This window comes from Kitasatospora sp. NPDC089509 (genome assembly GCF_044749365.1).
Taxonomy (GTDB): Bacteria; Actinomycetota; Actinomycetes; order Streptomycetales; family Streptomycetaceae; genus Kitasatospora.
Window position 1 is genome coordinate 31,045 of record NZ_JBIVHS010000038.1, and the last position, 23,549, is coordinate 54,593.

Genomic DNA, 23,549 nt, shown 5'->3' on the forward strand with positions numbered 1-23,549 from the left:
GGCGGAGCACAGGGAGGCGTGATGGCACGCGGCGGGGACTGGAGCGTACTGGGCTTCGGCAAGGACCCGACCCCTGGCGACCCCACGGTGATCCAGGAGATCCAGACCAAGATGGACGACCTGAAACAGCTGTCGGGCAATGTCAACGACGGCCTGACGGCCCTGCTGAACCAGGGCGAGGGCAAGTTCGTCGGCAAGACCGCGGACGCCCTGCGGGAGAAGATCTCCGGCGAGCTGAAGACCTTCATCGGGGCCCTGTACGAGTCCTTCGACATCGCCGGCTCCGCGATGTCGACCTACCGGACCAAGATGGAGGAGGCCCAGTCCAAGGCGGACGCCGCGTTCCAGGCCGCGCAGGCGCTGGACAAGAACGCCGAGGACTACCAGACCCAGCTGGCCAAGCCCAAGCAGGACGCGATGGACGCCAAGACCGACCTGGAGGGCGCCAACCGCACGATGGAGGGCGAACTGCGCCGGGCCGGGCAGAAGGTGAAGCTCCCGGTCAGCGGCTGGAAGATCTTCTGGGAGGTCTTCTCCATCCTGGCGATGACCGTCTCGGTGGTGGCGATCTTCGTCGGCGGCCCGCTGGGGCTGCTCGCCTTCGCGCTGAACGGGGCCCTGTTCGCCAAGACCGCGGTCGACTTCGCCCAGGGCAAGGCCTCCGGGCTGGAACTCGGCCTGGCCGCCCTCGGACTGCTCGGGCCGACGACCAAGGCGATCAGCCTGGTCGGCGTCCTCAAGGGCATCGGCGCCGGCGCCAAGGTCCTGGTCACCGGCGCGGCCAAGGGGTTCGTGCTCACCGCCAAGGGCTTCGCCCAGGTCCTGCCCAACCCCTCGGTGGTGGGCCAGGCCTTCCTGGCCACCACGAAGGCCGTCCCGGGCATGCTCGGCAGCGCGCTGAAGGCCGTTCCGGCGCTGCTCGCCAGCGCGGCCGGGTTCGTCAAGGGCACCTGGAACAGCCTCCTCCTCGCGGCCAAGCGGGACTTCTTCCTGAGCACCTGGGCGGCGTCCGGCACCGGCGGCAAGCTCGGCGCCTACGTGCTCACCCTCGGCGGCCGGGCCTTCGACCTCGCGGTCAGCGCCGTCATGCCGCTGCACTACGGGGAGCTGGCGGTGGCCGGCTACCAGGGCGCGTTCAAACTCGCCGTGCTGGAGCGGGGCTTCGGCCTGGCCGGGACGGACCTGGCGAAGCTCGCCGTCGGCCAGGGGGTGCGCGGCGGGATGGAGCTGCTCCACCCGGGGATGTCCGGGGTGAACCCGATGAACGCCCACCTCGGTGTGCTCGGTGGTGAACTCCACCTCGGGACGGCCGGGTTCGGGACGAACGGCTTCAGCCACCTGGCGGAGACCGGGCCGCTCGGCCTCGGCACCAGCGCACTGCCGTCCCTGCGCGGGGTGAGCAGCGGCCTCGGCGGCGAGCTCGGTCACGGCCTGACCTCGACGATCGGCACCGACCTCGGCCACGGGCTGGGCGGCAACCTCGGGAACAACCTGGTCCACGGGGTGAGCGCAGTCGACAACCTGAAGGCGATCGACCAGTACACCGGCCTCGCCCGCACCGACAGCGGTCTGCTGGTCCCGAAGACCCACCTGGACGGGCTCGGCGGCTCGGGCTCCTCCCTCGGCGGCCACGGCCTCGACCTGTCCGGCCGCTCGCTCACCCCGACCCACCTGGAGAGCACCGCGGTCCGCACCACCGGCGCCGGCCAGGGCCTGAACTTCGCCCACAACGCCGTCAAGCAGGCGGAGTTCGGCTTCGAGCTCGCCATCCCCGAGCTCAAGGCGATCGCCAACGGCGACGTCCACATCACCAACGTCAGCCACCACGGGATCACCCTGCAGATCGGCGAAGTCCCCGAGCACGCCCAGGCGTTGAGCACTGGACTGCAGAACGCCCCGTCGCTGCACGGCACTCCGTCGCCGCACGGCCTCGACACCCCGGGGGCCATGAGCCACTCCCCCGGCGGCGCCCTGCCCGGCAACCCGGCGAACCACCTGCTGGACAGCCCGGGCCCGATGAACCACGCCGTCGGCCTCGGCGCCCACCCCAACCCGTCCGTCCAACTCCTCGACAACCCCGGCGCCATGAACCACGCCGTCGGCATCCGCCCCACCCCGGCCCTCCACCTGCCCGACAACCCCGGACCGATGAACCACGCGCTCGACGTGGGCCCCAAGACCGCGCTGGACACCGGCCCGAAGGCCGGTCTCGGTGACTTCCGGACCAGCGCGACCCCGAGTGCCACCCACGACCCGGTCGCCTCGCGGAACCTGGCGATGGACCTGCTCGGGGACGGCCACGGTCCCAAGCCCGCGACCACCGGCGCGAGTTCACCCCTCGGCGAGACCTCGACCGCCACCGGACACCTCGATCATGCCGGCAGCAAGGGCCCCGGCCTGGAACTCGGCGGCACCGAGGGCAGCGGGTCGGCCGTCCTCACCGCACCCGAGCCACTGGCCGTCCGTCCCGAACCCGGCCCGCAGCCCAGCGCCCTCCACCTCCTGGACGACGGCGGCCACGGCCTCCCGGAGAGCACGCCGCCCCTGGCCAAGGGGAAGCAGCCGGAGCTGTTCCAGCCGACCACCCACGACCCCTCGGTCGACACCCGCGGCGGCAGCACCGTCGCCGCCAACATGGACCTCTACCGCCAGGGCCACTTCGAGGTCATCACCGGCGGCAACGCCGGGCCGGCCGGCATCGAGCGGTTCCGGGCCTGGCTCCACTACGAGCAGTCGCTGAGCGACCTCGGCCACGCGCAGGACGCCCTCGGGCGCCTCGACCACGTCGGCGAGAGCTCCACCGGTGTCAGCCCGGCCGAGGCGCTGGCCCGGCTGGAGGTGAGCAAGGCCGAACTCAAGCTCGCCAACGCCGAACACGCCCTCGGCACCCTGGGAATGGACCCGGCCGTCGTCCGGCACGACCTGGCGGCGATGGCGACGGCCGTCCCCAGCGACATGGGGGGCCGGCTGCGCGGCGGCATGCTGCAGCCGACCCCGAGCGTCCCGCTCACCACGGCGGAGCTCAACGGGACCAGGATCGTGACCGGCACCGGCGACGGCACCCCGCGCCTGATGCGCGGCAACGACGTGGTGCTCAACAGCACGGTGCTCCGCAACGGGGACCACTTCGTGGTCGACCTGGGCGACGGGACGCGCTGGGTGCACGCCGAGGACGGCGCCCACCTGGCGACCGACACCCGCTTCGGGGGCCAGGACGCCTACGTGCGCAACGGCCTGGACGGTTCCTTCGCCGTCGTCGACCGGGCCGGCGACGCCCACCCCGGCTTCACCGTGACGCCCGTCGACACGGCCGGCGGCCACATCGTCACCACGAACGCGGACCACACCTCGGTCCTGATGAACGGCCCCGACCACGTCCCGAACAGCACGGTGACCACCAACCAGGCCGGGAACCTGGTCGTCGAGACCCCGGCCGGCCGCTGGGTGCACGGCGCCGACGGCACCCACCTGGCCACCGAGACCGCCTTCCAGGGCCACCCCGACCTGTTCGTGCGCAACGGCACCGACGGCTCGCTCGCCGTCGTCGACCGGGCCGGCGACCCGCACCCCGGCTTCACGGTGACCACCGACGGCGGCGGCCACCTGGTCTCCGACGGCACCGACCGCTGGCGCTTCGGGGCGGACGGCACCCTACGGTTCCACGACCGGGCCCTCACCGGAGCCGGGCCGGACGGCGTCTCGCACGTACGGATCGCCGACGGCGCACCGCCGGTGGCGGTGGACGGGACCGGCGCGGTGGTCGGCACCCACACCGTGGTCGCCGAGGGAGGCGGCCACACGATCACCAACGCCGACCTCTCCACCCGCTGGCACTACGGCGCCGACAACGCCCTGCTGCACACCGACCACCGGCTCACCGGCCCGGTGACGCCCGGCGCGGACTGGCACCTCCGGACCACCCCCGGCGGCGAGGCGACGCTGGTGGACGGCACCGGCGCGACCGTCGGCTCGCACCAGCTGACCCCGGGCGGCCACGGCGGGGCCGGCGGACACACCGTCACCGACGGCGCCGGACAGAGCTGGCACTACGACCGCACCGGCGGGCTGGTCCGCCACGACACCCCGGTCACCGGCGCGGGCGGCACGCTCAACCCGCCCGCCGACTGGCACCTGTCGACCCGCTACGACGGCCCCGGCGCCCCCACCCACTCCCTGGTGGACGGGACCGGCGCCGACCTCGGCCACACCCTCGCCCCCGGCGGGGTCGGCGGCGGCCACACCGTCACGGACGCCTCCGGCCACGTCTGGCACCTGGACGCGGACGGCACCGTCCAGGCCAAGGACCTCTCGCTGGGCGGCCGCGGCCCCGAGGGCGCCACCCACCTGCGGGACGCCTTCGGGCCCAACGGGCACGAGTACACGGTCATCGACGGGACCGGCACCGCCGTGCCCGGCCACGACGTGGAGTTCCGGCCCGGGCCGAGCTCGGCCCCGCTGGGCGGCCCCACCATCCGGGACACCGCCACCGGCAACCGCTGGCACTTCGACGGCGAAGGGGCGCTGACCAGCCAGGAGATCACCCTGCGCCCGTACCACGGCGGCGACAACCCCCAGGGCCACACCACGATCACCGTCAACCACGGCGACCCGCTCAACCCGACCGCCCACGCGCCCGGCGGCGACCACGCCCTGACCGTGGACCGGTTCCCCAACGGCGACGTCCGGGGCTTCTCGCTGCGTGGCGACGACGCGCTCGGCACCGGGCGCGGCGACGTGTGGCACTACAACGCCGACGGCGGCATGGCCTCCTTCGAGAAGGTGATGGCCGGGAACGAGCACCTCCCGATGGGCCACCCGGCAGGAATCCGGGAGACCCCGGGCGTCGGCGGCGGCGATCCCGTCCTGCGCGCCGTGGACGGCGACGGCCGCGTCCTGCACGGCACGGTCACCAAGGACGGGGACCGCTTCGTCTTCACCGACGCGCGCCCCCACACCACCGGCAACACCGTGACCTTCGACCGGGCCGGCCTGCTGGTGGAGGAGAAGATCGGCATCCGCGGCCCGGGCGGGCGGCCCACCGGCGAGGCCTGGGTGATCGACCACACCACCGGCCTGGCCCGCAAGGTGGACGCGGCCGGCAACGGCGCCTGGGGCCACTACGTGCAGGGCCAGGCGCAGCTGATGGGCGAGGGCAAGCTCCGGATCGTCAGCTCCGGCCGGACCCAGTTCGAACGCGAGATCCTGCTCAACGGCCACGTCCTCCAGGTGGACGCCGACCGGGCCGGCGGCGCGATGCGCTGGCACTCCTACGACCCCCGGGACGTCGGCGGGGTGGGCGCGCCCAACAGCTACCGCTCGGGCAACCGGATCTTCGACCCGGACCGCCACACCATCCGGGACTACGACGGCTCCAAGGTGGTCCGCGACTACCACCTCGCCCCGGACGGTGGGCACATCCGCGCCCAGGCCCGGCCCAACCCGACCTGGCACGACGCGTTCCAGAACAAGCGCTGGGACTGGGAGCGCTTCGACCGGGACGGCAACCTGCTGCTCTCGGGCACCCGGCAGCACTACGGCACGGGCGCCTTCTACGACTACGTCGTCGACGGCGCCACCGGAGAGAAGATCTACGCCCAGGCGAAGAACTCGGCCGCGGCCGGCCTGGACAGCCTCAACAAGTACCGCGTGTTCGACGTCGCCCGGGACGCCGACGGCGTCGCGCACGTGAACCCCGACAAGTACCTGGAGTTCAGCGCCCAGAACAAGCCCACCGCCTTCAAGGACGAGCTGAGCGGCGGCGGCTCGATCGAGGTGCGCCGACTGGCCGAGCAGCGGATGCCCGCCTCCCGCTGGCACTCCCAGGCCGGGCTGGACAAGTTCCACGGCGGCTTCGCCAACTCCACCTTCACCGGCGACTCGCTGAACCAGGTCTTCAAGTGGACCGAGACCCGGGCGGACGGCTCAATCATCACCGGCATCCGCAAGACCTCCCCGGACGGCAGCTGGGTCGACCTCGACCAGTTCGGGCGGGCCGTGCGCGGTGAACGAAAGCTCTCCGACGGCACCACCGTCCAGTTCGGCAAGGACCGCGCCAACCCGAACCAGTGGTCCCAGTCGCCCGTCCCGCCGCACCCCACCGCGGACGGCTACGCCGGGTACACCCTGCACTGGAGCTCCAGCAACGGCACCTCGGGCACCCGGCTGGTGGACAGCAACGGCCACTGGCAGGACGTCTTCCAGGGCCATGACGGCCAGTTGTACGTCGCCCAGCGCGAGGTCAACGGCGGCTGGCGGGAGTACCGGGGCGAGCACCCGCTCGCGAACAACGCCGACGACTCCGGCCTGTGGGTGGACAAGAACGACCTCAACCAGATCACCGGCCGGCGCGACCAGTGGGGCGACCAGTACGTCCAGGCGCACGGCAACCCGCGCCGCACCGACTGGACCTGGACCTCCTACGACGCCGACGGCAACCAACTGGCCACCGGGAAGCGGCTCAACAACCGCGGTGCGGCCAACTCCCGGACCTGGGACGACTCCTTCAAGGACTTCGACGCGGGCGGCGCGCTGGTCCGCGAGCACAACGAGCTCACCCCGAACCACTGGACCGACGTGTCGGCGATCCGGAACCCGAACGGGACCACGACCTACCACGTCCAGCACGTCGGCCCCGGCGGCGACGTCGTGGACGGCACCCGCGCCTACACCGGCGGCCACGGCGCGGGCGGCGGCGACCACTGGACCGACACCGTCGACGGCCTGGTGATCCGGACCCGGGACGGCGGCAAGATCCGGGAGTTCGGCCACACCCTCACCGACCACCCGGTCAACCAGGCCGGTCAGCACGGCGTCACCGCCGTCGACCGCAACGTCTGGCGGGAGTTCGACCAGGGCAAGCCGGTCCGCTCCAAGACCGAACTCGCGCCCGCCGCCGACGGCGTCCCGGCCCGCTACCGGGAGACGGACCACGTGTGGGGGCAGTGGCGCGAGTACTCGGGCCAGAACCTGGTCGCCCAGAAGACCATCTCCGGCCGGATCTGGCAGACCGACGCCTTCGGCCAGTGGAACGCCACCAAGTTCTGGGCCGAGCACCAGCAGTTCCCCAAGGTCGACCCGGCCCGCTTCGTCGGCGAGAACGGGCACACCGGCTGGCGGATCGCCGGCCGGGACATGGACTTCCGCGGCGGGGTCTCCGAGTTCCGCGGCTTCAACCGGGAGATGAAGGACGCCTGGCACGAGCTGTGGACGGGCACGGTGGCCGGCGGCGGGGAATCCCGGTTCATGCCGCACGGCGTCCAGGTGCTGCGCAAGGCCGCGATCGACTTCGGCACCGGCTTCGTACTCGACTTCGCGGCCTCCACCGTCGTCAACCTGGCCGAGGCCGGGATCAACCACCGCGACCCGAGCCCGCTCGACTTCGCCAAGGCGGTCGTCAGCGGCGTGGTGGGCGGGGTGGTCAAGGGCGGCCTCACCGCGCTGTACGACCTGACGCCGGCCGGCAAGTTCCGCTACGGCGTCTGGAACGTCGACTTCGGCAAGAACTTCAACCGCCACAACTACGCCTCGGTGGACGACTGGGCGACCGAGTGGACCAGCCACGAGTTCCCGGTCCGCTGGCGCACCGCCAGCTACGACATCTCGACCGGCATCCTGTCCAGCTTCGTCAGCGGCTTCCTCGGCAACACCATCAACGCCGCCGCCTTCGGCGTCAACGGCCAGCACCTCTACGGCGGCACGGCGCTGCTGGCCGGCGCCTGGGGCGGCCTGGGCTCGCTGGCCAGCGCGAGCACCATCGGACTCACCAAGAACATCGCCAACGTGTACATGGGCTCCCGGCTCTACCACCGCGGCGGACTGGGCGAGTTGGGCATGTTCTTCACGGAGAGCCTGGCCGAGAAGACGGCCAGCAAGGCGCTGCTGAACGCCGCCAACATCAAGCCCGCGCTGGCGATCCCGGCACCGCCGCCTCCGCCGGTCCCGACGGACGAGCCGGCCCGCGCGCTGGTCACCCCGCTCGACGACATCCCCGACACCTTCCTGAACCACTCGGAGGCATCATGACCCCCACGGTCCGACTCGTGGCGCCCAAGGGCCGGGGCGCGCACCGCACCATCGCCGACGCGATCGGCGCCGCCGACGACGGTGACGAGATCCGGATCGCCCCCGGCGAGTACCGGGAGCGGCTGCTGCTGCACCGTCCGGTCTCGCTCGTCCCGGAGCAGGGGGCCGGCACGGTGCGCGTGGTCGCGCCCCAGGCCGACCTGCCCGTCCTGGAGCTGGCCGCCCCGCAGGCGTCCGTCAGCGGGCTCGCGCTGGAGGGCGGGGACCGGACCAGGCCGGCCGTGGTGGTGTTCTCCGGCGCGGCCGAGCTCACCGACTGCCAGGTCAGCGGCGGCCGGGTCGAGGTCGGCGGCTCCGCCTCGGCGGTGCTGCGCGGCAGCCGGGTCCACCGGGCCGCGCTGGCCGGGGTGCACCTGACCACCAGCGGCCCGGTGGTGCTGGACCGCTGCACGGTCGAGGACATCGACGGCACCGGGGTGGTGGTGGCCGGCCGGGCGGCGGCGGTGCTGTCCGAGACCGAGGTGCGCCGGGTGACCGGCTCGGGCCTGCGGGTGCGCGGCGAGGCCCGCGCCGCCGTCCGGGACTGCGAGACCGTCGACGCCGGGCGCAACGGTCTGCTGGTGGAGGAGCACGCCAGCGTCCTGCTGCTGGACTGCCGGCTGCGGGACACCGCCGGCGACGGCGTCCAGGTCACCGGCAGCTCCCCGCGGACCGGCCCGGTCGAGGGCCGGCCCGGCAGCGCCGACGGCGGGGTACCGAGCGCCGACGGCGGGGTGCTGCTGGTGGGCTGCGAGGTGCTGCGCACCGGGGGCGACGGCGTCGCCGTGTCCGACCGCGCTGACGTGCTGCTGATGGACTGCCGGGTCCGGGAGACGGCCGGCTCCGGCGTCACCGCCGCCGAGGACTGTGCGGTGGAGGTGGTGGACTGCCTGGTCTCCCGGCCCACCGGCACCGGTCTGGTGGCGCGGGTCCGCGCCCGGCTGACGGTCCGCGGCACCTCGGTGCGCGAGGCCGCCGCCAACGGCGCGCTGGCGTACGACAGTGCGCAGCTCACCCTGACCGAGAGCGACCTGGTGGACTGCGCCTTCAGCGCCGTCCACGTCGGGGTGCGGGCCAGGGCCGCGCTGACGGGCGTCCGGGTCGGGCCCACCCCCGAGCACGGCGTCCGGGTGACCGACCGGGGCGAGCTCTCGCTGACCGGCGGACGGGCCGTGGACTGCGCGCTGTCCGGCCTCCAGCTGGACGCCGAGGCGAGCGCGACCGTGGACGGCCTGACCGTCGTGCGCGGCCGTACCGGGGTCGCCGTCGCCTCCTCCGGCGAGCTCCTGCTCACCGACTGCGACGTCCGCTCCGTCGAGCGGGCCGGGATCACCCTCGGCCCGGTCTCCGCCGCCGTGCTGCGCGACTGTCGGGTGAGCGGGGCCGGCACCGCCGGACTGGTGATCGAGGACGGCTCCGGGCCCACCGTCGAGCGCTGCACGGTCCGGGACACCGCGGGCAGCGGGCTGGTGGTCGGCAAGGGCGCCGCCCCGACCGTCACCGACACCACCGTCACCGGCAGCGGCAAGAACGGCCTGTTCGTCGGCGAGGGCGGCGGGGGCACCTTCGAGCGCTGCGCCTTCGCCGCGACCGCCTTCCCCGCCGTGCACGTCGGCGCCGGCGCCGACCCCGTCCTGCGCGCGCTGCGGGTGCGGGACGCCGGGCAGGACCTCGACCTGGCGGAGGGCGCCGCGCCGACCGTCCAGGACTGCACCGCGCAGGACGTCGCCTCGGCGCAGTGGCCCGAGCCCGGCGGCCGGACCCGCGGCGCCCTCGCCGTCGGCAACCCCGCCGGGGGCGGCGGCCCCGCCGCCGAGGCCGCGCCCGGGCCCGCGCCGGTCGAGGAGCCGCCCCAGGAGAGCCTGGAGGAGCTGCTGGCCGAGCTGGAGCAGCTGGTCGGCCTGGAGCGGGTCAAGCACGACGTCTCCTCGCTGGTGAAGCTGATGCAGATGGTCCGGCGCCGGGAGGACGCCGGGCTGCCCGCGCCGCCGCTCAGCCGCCACCTGGTCTTCGCGGGCAATCCGGGCACCGGCAAGACCACCGTGGCCCGGCTGTACGGCCGGATCCTGGCCGCCGTCGGACTGCTGGAGCGCGGCCACCTGGTCGAGGCGGACCGTTCCGCGCTGGTCGGCGAGTACGTCGGCCACACCGGGCCGAAAACCCAACGGGTGTTCCAACAGGCCATGGGCGGCGTGCTGTTCATCGACGAGGCCTACTCCCTGGTGCCGCCCGGGATCGGCAACGACTTCGGCCAGGAGGCGATCGCCACCCTGGTCAAGCTGATGGAGGACCACCGCGACGCCGTGGTGGTGATCGTGGCCGGCTACTCGGAGGAGATGGAGACCTTCATCGACTCCAACCCCGGCCTGGCCTCCCGCTTCAACCGCACCCTGCTGTTCGAGAACTACGGCACCCCGGAGCTGGTGGGCATCGTCGAACGGCACGCCGCCGAGCACCAGTACCGGCTCACCGACCCGGCCCGCACCGCCCTGCACACGCTCTTCGACGCCACCCCGCGCGACCGCCGCTTCGGCAACGGCCGCACCGCGCGGCAGATCTTCCAGGCCATGACGGAGCGCCAGGCCTACCGGGTCGCCGAACTCGACGCCCCGGCCGACGCCGACCTCGTCACCCTCACCGCCCAGGACCTGCCCACCCCGTAGGAGGACCGCCATGCCCGCCACGCCCGAATCCGCAGCCGTACCCCCCGAGCCCGAGCCGCTGCCGGACACCGCCGTCACCCTGCGCCCCCCGGCCGGACGCCCCGGCGCCGAGGGCTTCGCCCCCACCTTCGCCCGGCACAGCCGCCCACCGGTGCGCCACCTGCTGCCCGGGCGCCGGGTCTGGTCGACCACCCTGCTGGCCGGTTCGCTGGCCGCCGTCGCGGTGTTCACCCCCGGCCTGGTCCACCGGCTCACCCCGGCTCCGGCGCCGGTGGCCGCCGCGGCCGCCGCCCCGGACCCGACGGATGCCCCGGCCACGGACGCGCCGCCAACCGACGCCCCGGCCTCCGACGCCCTGGCCTCGGACGCGCCCCCGTCCGACGCCCCGACGAGCGACGCCCCCGCGAGCAACGCGCCCGCCGCCGACGGCTACACCGCCTGGGCCGGCCCCGGCTGCCCGACACCGGACGGCGGCGGCTACCGCGAGGACAACCGGGACGACACCAAGGGCTGGTCCACCGTCAGGACCGGCGGCCTCACCGACCACGGCTGCGACGGCAGCTTCACCGCCGTCCCGATGTCCGGCGACCCGGACCACGACGGCGCCGGGCGGGCCGTCTGGTGGTGGTCGGTGGGCGATGCCAAGAGCTGCGACGTGTCCGTGTACGTGCCGGACGACCACGACAACAACCACGTGGGCGGCCACCCCACCAGCTACGCCGTGCTCGCCGACCCCGCCGACCCGGCCAGCCAGTACGGCGACTTCCGGGTCCAGCAGGCCGACACCACCGGCCAGACCGTGCCGGCCGGCACCTTCGAGGTCCGCGGCGGCCGGATCGCGGTGCTGCTGCTCGACCGCGGCGACGACAAGTGGGCCGACGGCTCGGTGCCCCACCACGCCGCCGCGCAGATCCAAGTCACTTGCAAGAAAGGCTGATTGAACCGACCAGTGGTCTCAATCGTGCTCCTGTTCGGCACCGGGTCCCCGCCGTCCCCCGTGGCGGGGCCGGTTGCCACGGCGGCCCCGTCCCTACCCCCGGGACGGGGCCGCCACCACACCCGAAGGAGCACCGCATGCCCGATCCCCTCGCCTTCCCCGCCACCCGGGGCAGCTGCCCGTTCGCCCCGGCGCCCGCCTACGAGTACGCCCGGGACCACGCCCCGATCACCCGGGTCACCCTCGCCGACGGCAGCCGCCCGTGGATCATCACCCGCCACGAGGACGTCCGCGAGGTGCTCGCCGACCACCGGTTCAGCGCCGACGTCCGCCGCCCCGGCTTCCCGTTCCCCAACCCCGGCCGGGCCTTCCTGCTCAGCGGCGACCCCGGCTTCGTCCGGATGGACGACCCGGAGCACGCCCGGCAGCGCCGCAAGGTGGCCGGCTGGTTCACCGTCCGCCGCACCGAGGCGCTGCGCCCCCGGGTCCAGGAGACCGTCGACGTGGTGCTGGACCGAATGGTCCAGGGCGGCCAACCGGCCGACCTGGTAGCCGACTTCACCCTCCCCGTGCCCTCGCTGGTGATCTGCCTGATGCTCGGCGTCCCGTACGAGGGCCACGCGTTCTTCCAGCGGCACAGCCGCACCGTGGTCGACTACGACGCCCCGCTGGAGGCCACCCGGGCGGCCTGGCAGGAGCTCGGCGGCTACCTGACGGACCTCGCCGAGGCCAAGCTGCGCACCCCCGACGAGGGCGTGCTCAGCCACCTGGTCAACCAGGAGGACCTGACACCGGTCCAGGCCGCCACCACCGCCCGGCTGCTGCTGCTCGCCGGGCACGAGACCACCGCCCACGCGGCCGCGCTCTCCGTCCTCGCCCTGCTGCGCGAGCCCGAGCAGCTCGCGTACCTGCGCGCCCGCCCCGAGGCGGTCCGCGGCGCGGTCGACGAACTGCTGCGCTACACCAGTGTGGTCGGCCACACCGGCACGGCCCGGGTCGCCGTCGAGGACGTCCCGCTCGGCGACGTCACCGTCCGGGCCGGCGAGGGCGTGCTCTGCCTCCTGCCGGTCGCCAACCGCGACCCCAAGGCCTTCCCCGCCCCGGACCTGCTCGACGTGACCGCCGACTCCCGGCGCCACCTCGCCTTCGGGCACGGCGTCCACCTGTGCCTCGGCCACACGCTCGCCCGCACCGAACTGCAGCTGATGCTCACCACCCTGCTGCAGCGGCTGCCCGGCCTGCGCCTCGCCGTCCCGTTCGAGGAGCTCCGCTACCGCGACCGCGCGATCGTCCAGGGCCTGGAGAGCCTGCCGGTCGCCTGGTGACCCGGGCGAACCCCGCCCCACCCCGTCCCTCCCCACCCGGCTCTGGAGGCCGTCGATGTACGCCACCGTCCGTTCCGAGCTCCGCCGTACGGCACCCTCCGACACCACGCCCGCCCGCTCCTTCCTGATGATCCCGCCGTACCGCTCCGCGGCGGACCGGCTCGACCCGGCCTTCGCCCCGGACGCGATCGTGCTGGACCTCTACGAGGGGTGGGCCTCCCAGAGCCCGGGGGCCGCCCGGGCCGCCGCCGTCGAGGCGCTGCTGCCGCCGCGCCGCTGCCGCAGCCAGGTCTGGGCCCGCATCCGGCCGGGGTACGAGCCCGAGGCGCGCCGCGACGCCGAGGCGCTCGCCGGGCTGGTGGACGGCCTGATCGTGCCCGAGACCTCCTCCGCCGCCGAACTCGACGCGCTGGCCGAGGCCTCCGACGGCACCCCCCTGATGCCGGTGATCGAGTGCGCGGCCGGGGTCGCCGCCCTGGGCCGGATCGTCTCCCACCCGTCCGTGGTCCGGCTCGGCCACTCCGGCGCCCGGCTGGCCCTGCTGGACGCGGCGGGGCGGCGGGTGCTCGGCTGCGGGCCGGGCGCCCGCCGTCGGGCGATGCTCGCCGTCGTCCTGGCCTCGGCCTCCGAAGGCCTGCCCGGACCGGTCCACGACGTCCGGGGCGGCCTGCCGGCGGGCCCCGGGCTGCTGGCCGGCGCGGCCGCGGCCGCGGAGCTCGGCTTCACCGGCCAGTGCGTCGGCTCTCCCGGCGAACTCCCGGCCCTGCGACGACTGTTCGGCGCCCTCCCGGGCCCGTTCGCCGCCTAGTACCGGTCCGCTCAGCCGACCGGTCCCGGCCGGGCGGCGACCTGGACGCCCGGGTGGTACTTGGGGATCCGTACGGTGATCTTCATCCCGGCGCCCTCGGCGGTCTCGATCACCAGGCCGTGGGCGTCGCCGTAGACCTGCCGCAGCCGCTGGTCGACGTTGCTCAATCCGATGCCCGTGGACGGGTCGCCCTCGCCGCGCAGGATCGCCCGCAGCCGCTCCGGGGCCACACCGATGCCGTCGTCCTCGATCACCACCTCGGCCTCCGTCCCCGCGTCCTCGGCGGTGATGGTGATCCGGCTGGTGTCCGGGCGGCCCTCGATGCCGTGCTTGACCGCGTTCTCCACCAGCGGCTGCAGACACAGGAAGGGCAGCGCGACCGGCAGCACCTCGGGGGCGATCCGCAGCGTCACCCGCAGCCGCTCCCCGAACCGGGCGCGGACCAGCGCGAGGTACTGGTCGATCGAGCGCAACTCGTCGGCGAGGGTGGTGAAGTCGCCGTGCCGGCGGAACGAGTAGCGGGTGAACTCGGCGAACTCCAGCAGCAGTTCACGGGCCCGGTCCGGGTCGGTGCGGACGAACGAGGCGATCGCGGCGAGCGAGTTGAAGACGAAGTGCGGCGAGATCTGGGCCCGCAGGGTGCGGATCTCCGCCTCGATCAACCGGCTGCGCGAGCGGTCGAGTTCGGCGAGCTCCAGTTGGACCGCGACCCAGCGGGCGACCTCGTCGGTGGCCCGCACCAGCACCGGGCTGCTCTCGGCGGTGTAGCCGATCAGCGTGCCCAGCACCCGGCCGTCCACCAGCAGCGGCGCGACCGCCGCCCAGCGCAGGGTGCAGCGCGGGTCCTCGCACGCGACCGGGACGAGGTGCGGCCGTCCGCCCGCCAGCACGGCGGCGGCGGTGGCCGTCGCCCCGGCCCGGTGGTGGTCGCCGGTGCCGTCCCAGGCCAGCGCGGCGTGCTCGTCGGTGAGGCAGAGCGCCTGGGTGCCGAGCAGCGAGCGCAGGCGGCGGGCGGCCTTGCGGGCGGTGTCCTCGGTCAGGCCGGCCCGCAGCGGCGGGGCGGCGAGCGCGGCGGTGTGCAGGGTGCGGAAGGTGGCGCGCTCGACCGCGGTGTCCCCGTCGTCGGTCCGGGGGCGGCGGCGGGCCAGCGCCCGGTGGGCGAGCGCGCCGACGGCGGCGCCGCAGAGCAGCGCGGCCAGGAGGAGCAGGACGGTCCCGGTCATCGCTCGGTCTCCCTCCCCTTCGACGGACCAGGGTCTGCTTGCTCGGGGTTCGGCGCCTCGGCGGTCAGCGGCTCCGGCAGGTGCAGCCGGGCCAGCGTCGCCGCCGTCCCCGGCGGGACGGTGCCCGGGGTGGCCAGCGAGACCGCCACCATGCCCAGGAAGCCGAGCGGCACCGTCCACACCGCGGGCCAGGCCAGCAGGGTGTGCGGCCAGCCGTCCGGGAACCGTCCGGTCATGGTGAGGGCGGTGGCGACCAGCGCCGCCCCGCCCCCGGCCAGCGCCCCGACGACCGCGCCGGCCGGGGTCAGCCGCGGCCACCAGATGCCGAGCACCAGCAGCGGGCACAGCGAGGAGGCGGCGACCGCGAAGGCCAGCCCGACCGCGTCGGCGATCGACAGGTGCGGGGCGACCAGGGTGAGCACGGCCGGCGCCGCCATCGCCAGTGCGGCCGCCCGCCGGAAGCCGCGCACCCCCGGGCTGCGCAGGAAGTCCTGGTGCAGCACCCCGGCCAGCGAGACGGCCAGGCCGGAGGAGGTGGCCACGAAGGCGGCGAAGGCGCCCCCGGCGAGCAGGGCCCCGAGCAGCGCACCGCCGGTGCCGCCGATCAGCCGCTCGGGCAGCAGCAGCACGGCGGCGTCGGTGTTCCCGGTCAGCGCGAGGTCCGGGGCGTACAGCCGGGCCAGCGCGCCGTAGACGGGCGGCAGCAGATAGAACACCCCGAGCAGGCCGAGCACCACCAGGGTGGTGCGGCGGGCGGCCCGGCCGTCCGGGCTGGTGTAGAAGCGGACCACCACGTGCGGCAGGCCCATCGCGCCGAGGAAGGTGGCCAGGATCAGCCCGTAGGTGGCGTACAGCGGGTGGGGTTCGCTGCCGGTGGCGGCCGGGCGCCCCCAGTCGGCGACCGGCGGGCCGTCGGCGCGCAACGGCACGGCCGCCCCGGCGGGGAAGTCCAGCACCGTCCGGGGCCCCACCGTGTGCCGGCCGACGGTCAGCCGGAACTCCTCGTGGTCCAGGGCCCGGCCGTCCACGGTGCCCCGGACGGTCACCCGGACACCCTCCGTCACCTCGATGCGCACGGCCTGGTCCACCCGCACCGCGGCCGCCCGGTGGAAGACCGGCCGCCCGGCGTCGAAGGCCCTCGGCGCGCCGTCGGCCCGCCAGGCGAGCAGCAGGAAGACCAACGGGACCAGCAGCGCGGTCAGTTTGAGCCAGTACTGGAAGGCCTGCACCAGGGTGACGCTGCGCATGCCGCCGGCCAGCACGTTGGCGGTGACCACCACGGCGACCAGGACGCCGCCCAGCCACTCGGGGGCGCCGGTGGCGGTGCGCAGGGTCAGACCGGCCCCGTACAGCTGCGGCATCAGGTACAGCCAGCCGATCACGATCACCAGCAGGCTCGCGGTCCGGCGGACCCGGGCCGACTCCAGCCGGGCCTCGGCGAAGTCGGGCACGGTGTACGCGCCGGAGCGGCGCAGCGGCGCGGCGACGAAGAACAGCAGCACCAGGTAGCCGGCCGTGTAGCCGACCGGGTACCAGAGCCCGTGGGCGCCGTCGGTCAGCACCAGCCCGGCGATGCCGAGGAAGGAGGCGGCGGAGAGGTACTCGCCGCTGATCGCCGCCCCGTTGACGCGGGGGTTGACGGCCCGGGAGGCGACGTAGAAGTCCGAGGTGGTGCGAGAGAGTCGCAGTCCCAGGCCGCCGATCAGCACGGTGGCCAGGGCCACCAGGGCGACGGCGGCTATCGCGTAGGAACCGCTCATGCGCCCACCTCGCTGCGCTCGGCGGCCTCTTCGCGGAACGCGCACCTCTCGACGACTCGCTCGCTCCGCTCGCTCATGCGCCCACCTCGCTGCGCTCGGCGGCCTCTTCGCGGAACGCGCACCTCTCGACGACTCGCTCGCTCCGCTCGCTCATGTCCGTGCCCCGGTGCGCTCGGCCGCCTCGTCCCGCTCGACCCGCCGGACGTACCAGCGGCCCATCAGCCACAGCACCGGGTAGGCCAGCACGCCGAGCAGCAGCCAGGCCAGCCGGATCCCGGCGATCCGGAAGTCGGCGGCAGCCGGGGAGAGTTCGAGCAGCAGCGGGAGCGAGCCCAGCAGCAGGACGAGCCAGCCGGTGCCCAGCAGGGCGGTGCGCAGCCGGCGCCGCATCAGCGATCTGAGCCGCGGGTCGGGGGCGGCCCGCGTCCCGCCCACCGGGACGGCGCTGCGTGCCCGCGCCCCTGGTCCCGGTGTGCCGGTGACCTGCTCCCGCCGGGGCCGGGACCGCTCAGCTGACAAAGTCTCCCCCCTTTGCGCGGCCCCCGGAGAGACGGGGTCCGTCAGAGTTCTGGGGATTTTAGTCAGACGAACGAACTCATTACCAGGGGTGGGCGCGGAACTTCACAGCGCATCCACCCCGGCGCCGGGGCCTCGGCGGCGGAACGAGCCGGTGGCGGAGCTGTGGGCGATCTCCAGCTCCACGAACGACTCCTCGGCCCGCCGGTAGGCGATCTCCGCGGCAGTGGCGGTGTGGGCACCGCCGAGGGTGCGGCAGATCTCGGAGACCTCCAGCAGGACCTCCGACCACTGGGCCGCCACGCCCTTGAGCCGGGCGAGGTGGTCGGCGAGCTCCCCGGGGGTGGTGGGGGCGCCGCCGGACAGGCGGTGGACCGCCATCAGCAACTCGTCGACCTCGGACACCCCTGCCTCCGCTCCGGGCCCAGCGCTCGTGGTGCCCCGGACCTTCCGGTCCGAACCGGTTTCACCGTAGGCCAACACCGCTGCGTCCCGGACGGGTTGGCGGCGGCCGGTCGCCGTACGGCCGGACGGTGCGCCGGATGGTCCGTGTGGCGCGACGAACGGTCGCGGGCCCGTCCGGGCCGTGCCGCCCGGTCAGCCGCGCGGCGGCAGGCCCCGCGCCGGGCGCAGCAGGAGATCCCGCAGCTCACGCACGCTGCGGCGGCTGACCGCGAGCAGTTCGTCGCCGACCTGGACGCTCACCGTGCCCCCGTCGGTGCGCAGTTGGCGCACCGCCCGGAGGGCGACCAGGTAGCGGCGGTGGATCCGGACGAAGCCGTGCTCGCGCCAGCGCTCCTCCAGCGCGGAGAGCGGGATCCGCACCAGGTGGCCGGTGCCGCGTTCGGTGTGCAGCCGGGCGTAGTCGCCCTGCGCCTCGGCGTAGGTGATCTCGGAGACCGGTATGAAGCGGGTGACGCCGCCGAGTTCGACCGGGACGACCTCGTCGTCCGCCGCGGCACGGCCCGGGCCGGTACCGGTGTCCAGCGGCGCGGACGCCTCGGCGGGCGCGGGCGGCCCGCCGCGGTCGGCGGCCGGCCGGGCCGCGCCGACCAGCTCGCCGGCCCGCCGGACGGCCTCGGCCAGCCGCTCGCGGCGCACCGGCTTGAGGACGTAGTCGACGGCGTTGAGGTCGAAGGCCTGGACGGCGAAGCCCTCGTGGGCGGTGACGAAGACGATCGCGGGCGGCTTGGCGAAGCCGGCCAGCAGGCGGGCGGTGTCCAGGCCGCTGAGGCCCGGCATGTGGATGTCCAGGAACACCACGTCGAGCCCGTCGGGGCTGTCCGTCCCGGCCTCCAGGGCCTGCGAGATCCGCCGCAGGGCCTCGGTCGCGTCGGCGGCGCCCTCGGCCCGCTCCACGCGTGGGTCGGCCCGGAGCAGGTGCAACAGCTCCTCCAGGGCGGGTGGTTCGTCGTCGACGGCGAGTACGCGCAGCACGGCCCGGAGTCTAGGCGACCCATCGGAGCACGACGAGCCCCCGGACCGGAGGCGTCTGTTTGAAGTCATTGAGATGAACACTGAACCGACGGGCTCGTACTGACGTTCTCTCAGGGCGCGCATCGAACCGCAGGGCCTTTCGGCCCGCGGCAACCGCCACGCACAGCCGACGGGAGGACCCCCTCGATGGACCGTACCGCGATCGTCGCCGTGGCCGTGCTGCTCTCCGCCGTGGTCGGCGCGAACGACGGCGGCGCCCTGCTGGCCACCGGCCTGAAGCTGTCCGGGCTGCGGCTCAGGTACCAACTGGTCTTGCTGGTGGGCGCGGTGGCGGTGGTGCCGGTGCTGCTGGGCACCGCGGTGGCCCGGACCTTCGGCCAGCGGCTGGCGGTCCAGGGCGCACACGGCGGCGCCGCCGCGCTGGTCGGGCTGACCGCGGCGATCGGCGTGGCGCTGTTCCTCACCGCTCGGGGCCGGCCCAGCAGCCTGACCCTGGCCGTCGTCGGCGCCCTGACCGGCGCCCGGATCGGGCTGGGCGAACCGGTGCACCCGGGGAGCCTGCTGCCACTGCTGGCGCTGGCCGCGACCGCGCCGTTCGCCGGGGCGGCGCTGGCCTTCGTGGTGCGCACCCGGCTGCGGGCGACCGCCCGGCTCCGCTCCGGGCACCCGTACGCCTTCGCGCTGCTCTGCGTCGCCTACGCGCTGAACGACGGCCAGAAGATGCTGGCCGCGTTCGCGATGGGCGGGTGCGGTTACGGGGCGGCGGCGAACGCGGTGGTGGCCGTGGTGTTCGCGGGCGGGCTGCTGGTCGGCCTGCCCAAGGCGTCCCGGTCGTTCGGCGAGAGCCTGGTGCCGGTGCAGCCGGCGACCGCGCTCTCGGCGGAGCTGGCGGCGGCGGCCGCGGTGCTGGGATCGGCCGCGCTGGGGGCTCCGGTGAGCATGACGCAATCCCTGTCAGGTGGACTGGTCGGGGCCGAACTGGCCCTCGGAGGAAGGAAGATCCGATGGAATTCAGTGACTCGCATCCTGTCGGCCTGGGCGCTCACCCTGCCGAGCTCGATGGCGCTGGGGACGATCGGCACCCTGGCGCTCCGCTGGCTCTGACCCCGCCGCGGCGCCGCGCCGCGCGGTGGCCGCGGGTGCGGGCGCTCTCCGCCGTGCTCGCGGGCCGGCCCGACCCGGCCCTGGCGGAGGCGCTGACCGGTCTGCTGGAGTCGCTGCGCAGGGCGGCGACCGAGGTGCTGCTGGTCAGCACCGGGGAGTCCATCCCGGCGGAGGCGACCGCCCGCTCCAAGCTCAACCGGGAGGCCGGCCGGGCCCGGGCCGCGCAGGTCCACCAGCGGGTCTCCCGCTGCCTGGTCACCCCGGTGGACCGGGAGGACCTGCTGCGGGTCTCCCGGGCGGTGGTCGGCGGGATCCACGCGCTGCACGAGTTCATCCGGGAGACCGAGATGTACCGACCGCAGTCGCCGGACCGGCTGGTGCCGCTCGCCCAGGGCATCGTCCGGGCGGTCGACCGGCTCTGCCGCACCATCGCGGACGTCATGGCGGGCGAACCGATGGCGACCGACCGCCTGCTGGACTGCCAACTCGCCATCGTCACCCTGGACCGCGAGCACCGCCAGCAGATGGCCGCCCTCTTCCAGGACCGGACCACCACCGAGTCGCTCAAACTCTTCGCCCTGCTGGGCCGCCTCGACCTGGTCCGCGAACGCCTGCTCCAGGCCTGCGACTCGCTCGCCGACGGGGTCGTCAAGCGCGGCCTGTGACAGCGGCGGCGGGGCCGGGGGCCGGCGGGGTCAGCGCATGTGCGAGCCACCGTTGATGTCGAAGGTGGCGCCGGTGACGTAGCCGGCGTCCTCGCTCGCCAGGTACGCGACGAGGGCGGCGACCTCGGCCGGCCGGCCCAGGCGGCCGACCGGGATGCTCTTCGCCGCCGCGGCCACCGCCTCGGCGCCGAGCTCGTCCACGGCGGGGGTGCGGACGGCCGCCGGGGCGACCGCGTTGACCGTCACCCCGTACGGGGCCAGTTCCCGGGCGAAGACCTTGGTGAGCGCCAGGACGCCGGCCTTGGCGGCGGAGTAGTGGGCTCCGGCGAGTGTGCCGCCCTGCTGGCCCGCCAGCGAGGAGAGGTTCACCACCCGCCCCCAGCCGCGTTCGCGCATCGCCGGGGCGCACAGCCGGGTCAGCACCAGGACGCTGCGCAGGTTCGTCGTCATGACGGAGTCCCACTCCTCCAGTGCGATGTCCCAGACCGACCCGGGCACGGTGCGGGCGGCGTTGTTGACCAGGACGTCGGGCGCGTGCCAGCGGTCCGCGACCTGCGCCAGAGCCGCCTCCACCGCCGGGGCGTCGTCCACGTCCGCCGTCAGCGGCAGGACCGCGTCCAGGCCGGGGTCGAGCCCACGGGCCACCCCAGCCACGGAGTCCGCGTCGCGGTCGAGCAGGGCGACCCGCAGCCCGAGCCCGTGCAGCCGGGCGGCGATCGCGGCACCGAGGCCGCGCCCGGCCCCGGTGACCAGGGCCACCCTCGGAGTTCCTGGTACGGGACTGTCGGTGGCGGCGGCCGGACCGCCGCCGCTTGCCGGGTCGGACATGATCGGCTCCCTCTCGAACGGTTGGGTTCAGATGACCGGGTTCGCCGGTAGCTCGGCGCCCAGCAGGGCGCGGCCGTAGATCTCCTGGTTGGTCTGGACGCTGAAGGCCGCGTGCCGCGAGGCCGTCTCGATGTCGCGCCAGGCCCGTTGCAGCGCCGAGCCGTCCGCGAAGCTGCCGGCCCCGGCGGTGTCGAGCAGCAGGGCCACGGCCTCGCGCGCGCACCGCATGGCGTGGGCCGCGTCCATCCTCGACCGGGCCCGGTCGAGGAGTTCGGGGCGGTTCCCGGCGCGGGCCGCCGCGTCCACCTCGTCTGCGGCGCGGCCGAGATGGAGCCGGGCGGTGTCGATCAGCGTCGCGGCCTCCGCCACGTTCAGCTGGTGGGCGGGGGATTCGGCGACCAGCCGGTGCAGCGGCGAAACCGCCCGCCTCCCCCCGGCCACCGCCGCCACGACCCGCTGTAGGGCATCGGCGGCGATCCCCACCGCCGTCGCCACCAGCGGCAGGTTGATGGAGAGGTGGAAGGTGATCCGCGGCTCGCCGGGGTGGCGGCGCCGGTAGTCGCCGTCCGCCATCGCGGAGAGGGAGATCGTCCGGGAGTCCGGCACGTGCACGTCCTCCGCCACCGCCGTGTTGCTCCCGGTGCCCCGCATGCCCGCCACGTGCCAGACGTCCTCGACGGTCAGCGCGGACAGCGGGACCAGCGCCATACCCCGCTCCGTCCCGCCCTCGTGGTCGGTCCAGGAGATGCCGAGCAGCACCCACCGGGCGTGGTGGATCCCGGACAACCACGCCCACCGGCCGTTCAGTACCCAGCCGCCGTCCACCCGCCGCGCCGTTCCGGACGGGTTGGAGGAACCGCAGACGACGGCGTCCGGACTCTCCGCCCAGACCGCGGCGCGCTCCTCCGCCGCCAGCTGGGAGGTGAACAGGGCGCCCCCGTAGGCGATGCCGACGGTCCACGAGGCGGCCGCGCAGCCGCGCGCCAGCTCCTCGCACACGTCGACCGCGGTACGGACGTCCGCGCCGAGGCCCCCACAGGCCCGGGGCGTGCCCAAGCGCAGCAGGCCGGACTCCCGCAGCGCGCCCACGCTCGCCTCCGTGAGCCTGCGGAGGTTCTCGGTGCCCGGGGCCTCCTCCGTGAGCAGCGGGATCAGTGACCGCGCCGCTGCCACGGGCCCGGAGGCGGGGTCAGGAACGGGGATCTCCACGGCCACGCTGGTCTCTCTTCTCTCGGGGACGGGCCGGCGGCGCCCGCCCGCATCAGTAGGCCACCACGTTGTCGAGTTCCCGGCCGGCCGCGAACCGTTCGAGCTGTCGGCGGATCAGCTCCTCCAGCCGGGGCCACAGCGTCGTCGTGACCCCGCCGATGTGCGGGGTGATCAGCACGCCGGGCGTCTCCCAGAGCGGGTGCCCGGCCGGCAGCGGCTCCGGATCGGTCACGTCCAGCGCCGCCCGGATCCGGCCGCCGCGCACCGCCTCCACCAGGGCCGCGGTGTCGACGACCGGTCCCCGGGAGACGTTCACCAGCAATGCGCCGTCCGGCAGCCGGGCCAGCAGGTCCGCGTCGACCAAGTGCCGTGTCCCCCGGTTCAGTTCGGTCGTCAGCAGCACCACCTCGGCACCCGCGGCCAGTTCCGGGAGCCGGGACACGCCGTGCACGGGCCCCCGCGGCGAGGCCCGGTCGGTGCGCGCGACCCTGGTCACCGCGCACCCGAACGGCACCAGGAGGTCCTCCACGGCGGACCCCACCGAGCCGTAGCCCACGATGAGCACCGACCGCCCGTACAGGGAGGGGTGCATCTCGGGCTTCCACAGCCGCAGGTCCTGAGCGCGCGTGAAATCCGGCATCCCCCGGAGCGAGCAGAGCACCAGGGAGAGGGCGAGCTCCGCCGTGCTGCGGGAGTGCACCCCCTTCGCGTTGCACAGGACCACCCGGCGCGGCAGCCGCCGCAGCGCCTCCCGCAGCCCGTCGGTCCCCGAGCTCAGCGCCTGGACGACGTCGAGGCGGGTCATCAGCCGCAACGGCCTGGTGACCGTGCCGACGTCCTGGACCAGCGGCGGGACGTAGAACTCCACCTCTGCCGGGTCCGACGGGTAGACCGGCCCGCCGTCCCAGCGGCCATAGCGCAGGCCCGCGGGCAGTCCGGCCAGGTCGGCGAACTGGACGGGCAGCCACACCTGTCGGGGCGCCGGGGTCACGTCGGAATACGCCGTTCCCGGG

Annotated in this window: 15 protein-coding genes; 7 read left to right on the top strand and 8 right to left on the bottom strand. The window is 74.7% G+C overall.

Annotation, left to right across the window (positions count from 1 at the left end; all coding sequences use genetic code 11):
* Positions 1-21: 21 nt before the first annotated feature.
* The 5 genes from ACIP4P_RS42195 (at position 22) to ACIP4P_RS42215 (ending at position 13,794) form a co-directional block, all read left to right on the top strand.
* On the top strand, positions 22-8,022 hold the full coding sequence (locus ACIP4P_RS42195) for a putative T7SS-secreted protein (protein WP_400928890.1): 8,001 nt from the start codon (positions 22-24) through the stop codon (positions 8,020-8,022).
* On the top strand, positions 8,019-10,724 hold the full coding sequence (locus ACIP4P_RS42200; RefSeq protein ID WP_400928894.1) for a right-handed parallel beta-helix repeat-containing protein: 2,706 nt from the start codon (positions 8,019-8,021) through the stop codon (positions 10,722-10,724). Before ACIP4P_RS42195 ends, ACIP4P_RS42200 begins: the two co-directional genes overlap by 4 nt.
* A 10-nt stretch (positions 10,725-10,734) precedes the next feature.
* Positions 10,735-11,661: an adhesin gene (locus ACIP4P_RS42205; RefSeq protein ID WP_400928897.1), complete on the top strand. Its 927-nt coding sequence runs from the start codon at positions 10,735-10,737 to the stop codon at positions 11,659-11,661.
* A 137-nt stretch (positions 11,662-11,798) separates the two neighbouring features.
* Positions 11,799-12,986 (top strand): cytochrome P450, encoded by a 1,188-nt coding sequence (locus ACIP4P_RS42210; RefSeq protein ID WP_400928900.1) that lies wholly within the window; start codon positions 11,799-11,801, stop codon positions 12,984-12,986.
* Between the two features lie 55 nt (positions 12,987-13,041).
* A complete protein-coding gene (locus tag ACIP4P_RS42215; RefSeq protein ID WP_400928903.1) occupies positions 13,042-13,794 on the top strand; it encodes an aldolase/citrate lyase family protein in 753 nt (250 codons plus the stop codon).
* Between the two features lie 11 nt (positions 13,795-13,805).
* Here ACIP4P_RS42215 and ACIP4P_RS42220 read toward each other — a convergent pair whose 3' ends face one another.
* The 5 genes from ACIP4P_RS42220 to ACIP4P_RS42240 form a co-directional block, all read right to left on the bottom strand.
* The gene (locus tag ACIP4P_RS42220) at positions 13,806-15,017 is read right to left on the bottom strand and encodes a sensor histidine kinase (protein WP_400928906.1); all 1,212 of its coding nucleotides are present in this window, start codon (positions 15,015-15,017) and stop codon (positions 13,806-13,808) included.
* A complete protein-coding gene (locus ACIP4P_RS42225; protein WP_400928909.1) occupies positions 15,014-16,777 on the bottom strand; it encodes a cation acetate symporter in 1,764 nt (587 codons plus the stop codon). Before ACIP4P_RS42225 ends, ACIP4P_RS42220 begins: the two co-directional genes overlap by 4 nt.
* A 150-nt stretch (positions 16,778-16,927) precedes the next feature.
* Entirely contained in the window at positions 16,928-17,212 is a 285-nt protein-coding gene (locus tag ACIP4P_RS42230) for a hypothetical protein (RefSeq protein ID WP_400928912.1), read from the bottom strand.
* A 186-nt stretch (positions 17,213-17,398) separates the two neighbouring features.
* Positions 17,399-17,698, bottom strand: a complete 300-nt coding sequence (locus tag ACIP4P_RS42235; protein ID WP_400928914.1) for a hypothetical protein — start codon at positions 17,696-17,698, stop codon at positions 17,399-17,401.
* Positions 17,699-17,890: 192 nt separating this feature from the next.
* The gene (locus ACIP4P_RS42240) at positions 17,891-18,730 is read right to left on the bottom strand and encodes a LytR/AlgR family response regulator transcription factor (RefSeq protein WP_400928917.1); all 840 of its coding nucleotides are present in this window, start codon (positions 18,728-18,730) and stop codon (positions 17,891-17,893) included.
* 186 nt (positions 18,731-18,916) lie between these two features.
* Between ACIP4P_RS42240 and ACIP4P_RS42245 the strand changes: the two genes are divergently transcribed.
* Both ACIP4P_RS42245 and ACIP4P_RS42250 read left to right on the top strand, forming a co-directional pair.
* A complete protein-coding gene (locus ACIP4P_RS42245) occupies positions 18,917-19,834 on the top strand; it encodes an inorganic phosphate transporter (RefSeq protein ID WP_400928920.1) in 918 nt (305 codons plus the stop codon).
* A gap of 35 nt (positions 19,835-19,869) precedes the next feature.
* Entirely contained in the window at positions 19,870-20,499 is a 630-nt protein-coding gene (locus tag ACIP4P_RS42250) for a hypothetical protein (RefSeq protein ID WP_400928923.1), read from the top strand.
* 30 nt (positions 20,500-20,529) lie between these two features.
* Here the strand turns inward: ACIP4P_RS42250 and ACIP4P_RS42255 are convergent, their stop codons facing one another.
* From ACIP4P_RS42255 to ACIP4P_RS42265, 3 genes are read right to left on the bottom strand one after another with little or no spacing between them, the layout of a single operon-like run.
* A complete protein-coding gene (locus ACIP4P_RS42255) occupies positions 20,530-21,327 on the bottom strand; it encodes an SDR family oxidoreductase (protein WP_400928926.1) in 798 nt (265 codons plus the stop codon).
* Between the two features lie 27 nt (positions 21,328-21,354).
* Positions 21,355-22,542, bottom strand: coding sequence for an acyl-CoA dehydrogenase family protein (locus tag ACIP4P_RS42260; protein WP_400928929.1), 1,188 nt, complete (start codon positions 22,540-22,542; stop codon positions 21,355-21,357).
* Positions 22,543-22,588: 46 nt separating this feature from the next.
* The gene (locus ACIP4P_RS42265) at positions 22,589-23,527 is read right to left on the bottom strand and encodes a 2-hydroxyacid dehydrogenase (RefSeq protein ID WP_400928932.1); all 939 of its coding nucleotides are present in this window, start codon (positions 23,525-23,527) and stop codon (positions 22,589-22,591) included.
* Positions 23,528-23,549: the final 22 nt, after the last annotated feature.

Bases quoted from the DNA above. Each gene is read 5' to 3' on its own strand.
- ACIP4P_RS42195 (WP_400928890.1), top strand. From the start codon at position 22: ATGGCACGCGGCGGGGACTGGAGCGTACTGGGCTTCGGCAAGGACCCG.
- ACIP4P_RS42200 (WP_400928894.1), top strand. From the start codon at position 8,019: ATGACCCCCACGGTCCGACTCGTGGCGCCCAAGGGCCGGGGCGCGCAC.
- ACIP4P_RS42205 (WP_400928897.1), top strand. From the start codon at position 10,735: ATGCCCGCCACGCCCGAATCCGCAGCCGTACCCCCCGAGCCCGAGCCG.
- ACIP4P_RS42210 (WP_400928900.1), top strand. From the start codon at position 11,799: ATGCCCGATCCCCTCGCCTTCCCCGCCACCCGGGGCAGCTGCCCGTTC.
- ACIP4P_RS42215 (WP_400928903.1), top strand. From the start codon at position 13,042: ATGTACGCCACCGTCCGTTCCGAGCTCCGCCGTACGGCACCCTCCGAC.
- ACIP4P_RS42220 (WP_400928906.1), bottom strand. From the start codon at position 15,017: ATGACCGGGACCGTCCTGCTCCTCCTGGCCGCGCTGCTCTGCGGCGCC.
- ACIP4P_RS42225 (WP_400928909.1), bottom strand. From the start codon at position 16,777: ATGAGCGGTTCCTACGCGATAGCCGCCGTCGCCCTGGTGGCCCTGGCC.
- ACIP4P_RS42245 (WP_400928920.1), top strand. From the start codon at position 18,917: ATGGACCGTACCGCGATCGTCGCCGTGGCCGTGCTGCTCTCCGCCGTG.
- ACIP4P_RS42255 (WP_400928926.1), bottom strand. From the start codon at position 21,327: ATGTCCGACCCGGCAAGCGGCGGCGGTCCGGCCGCCGCCACCGACAGT.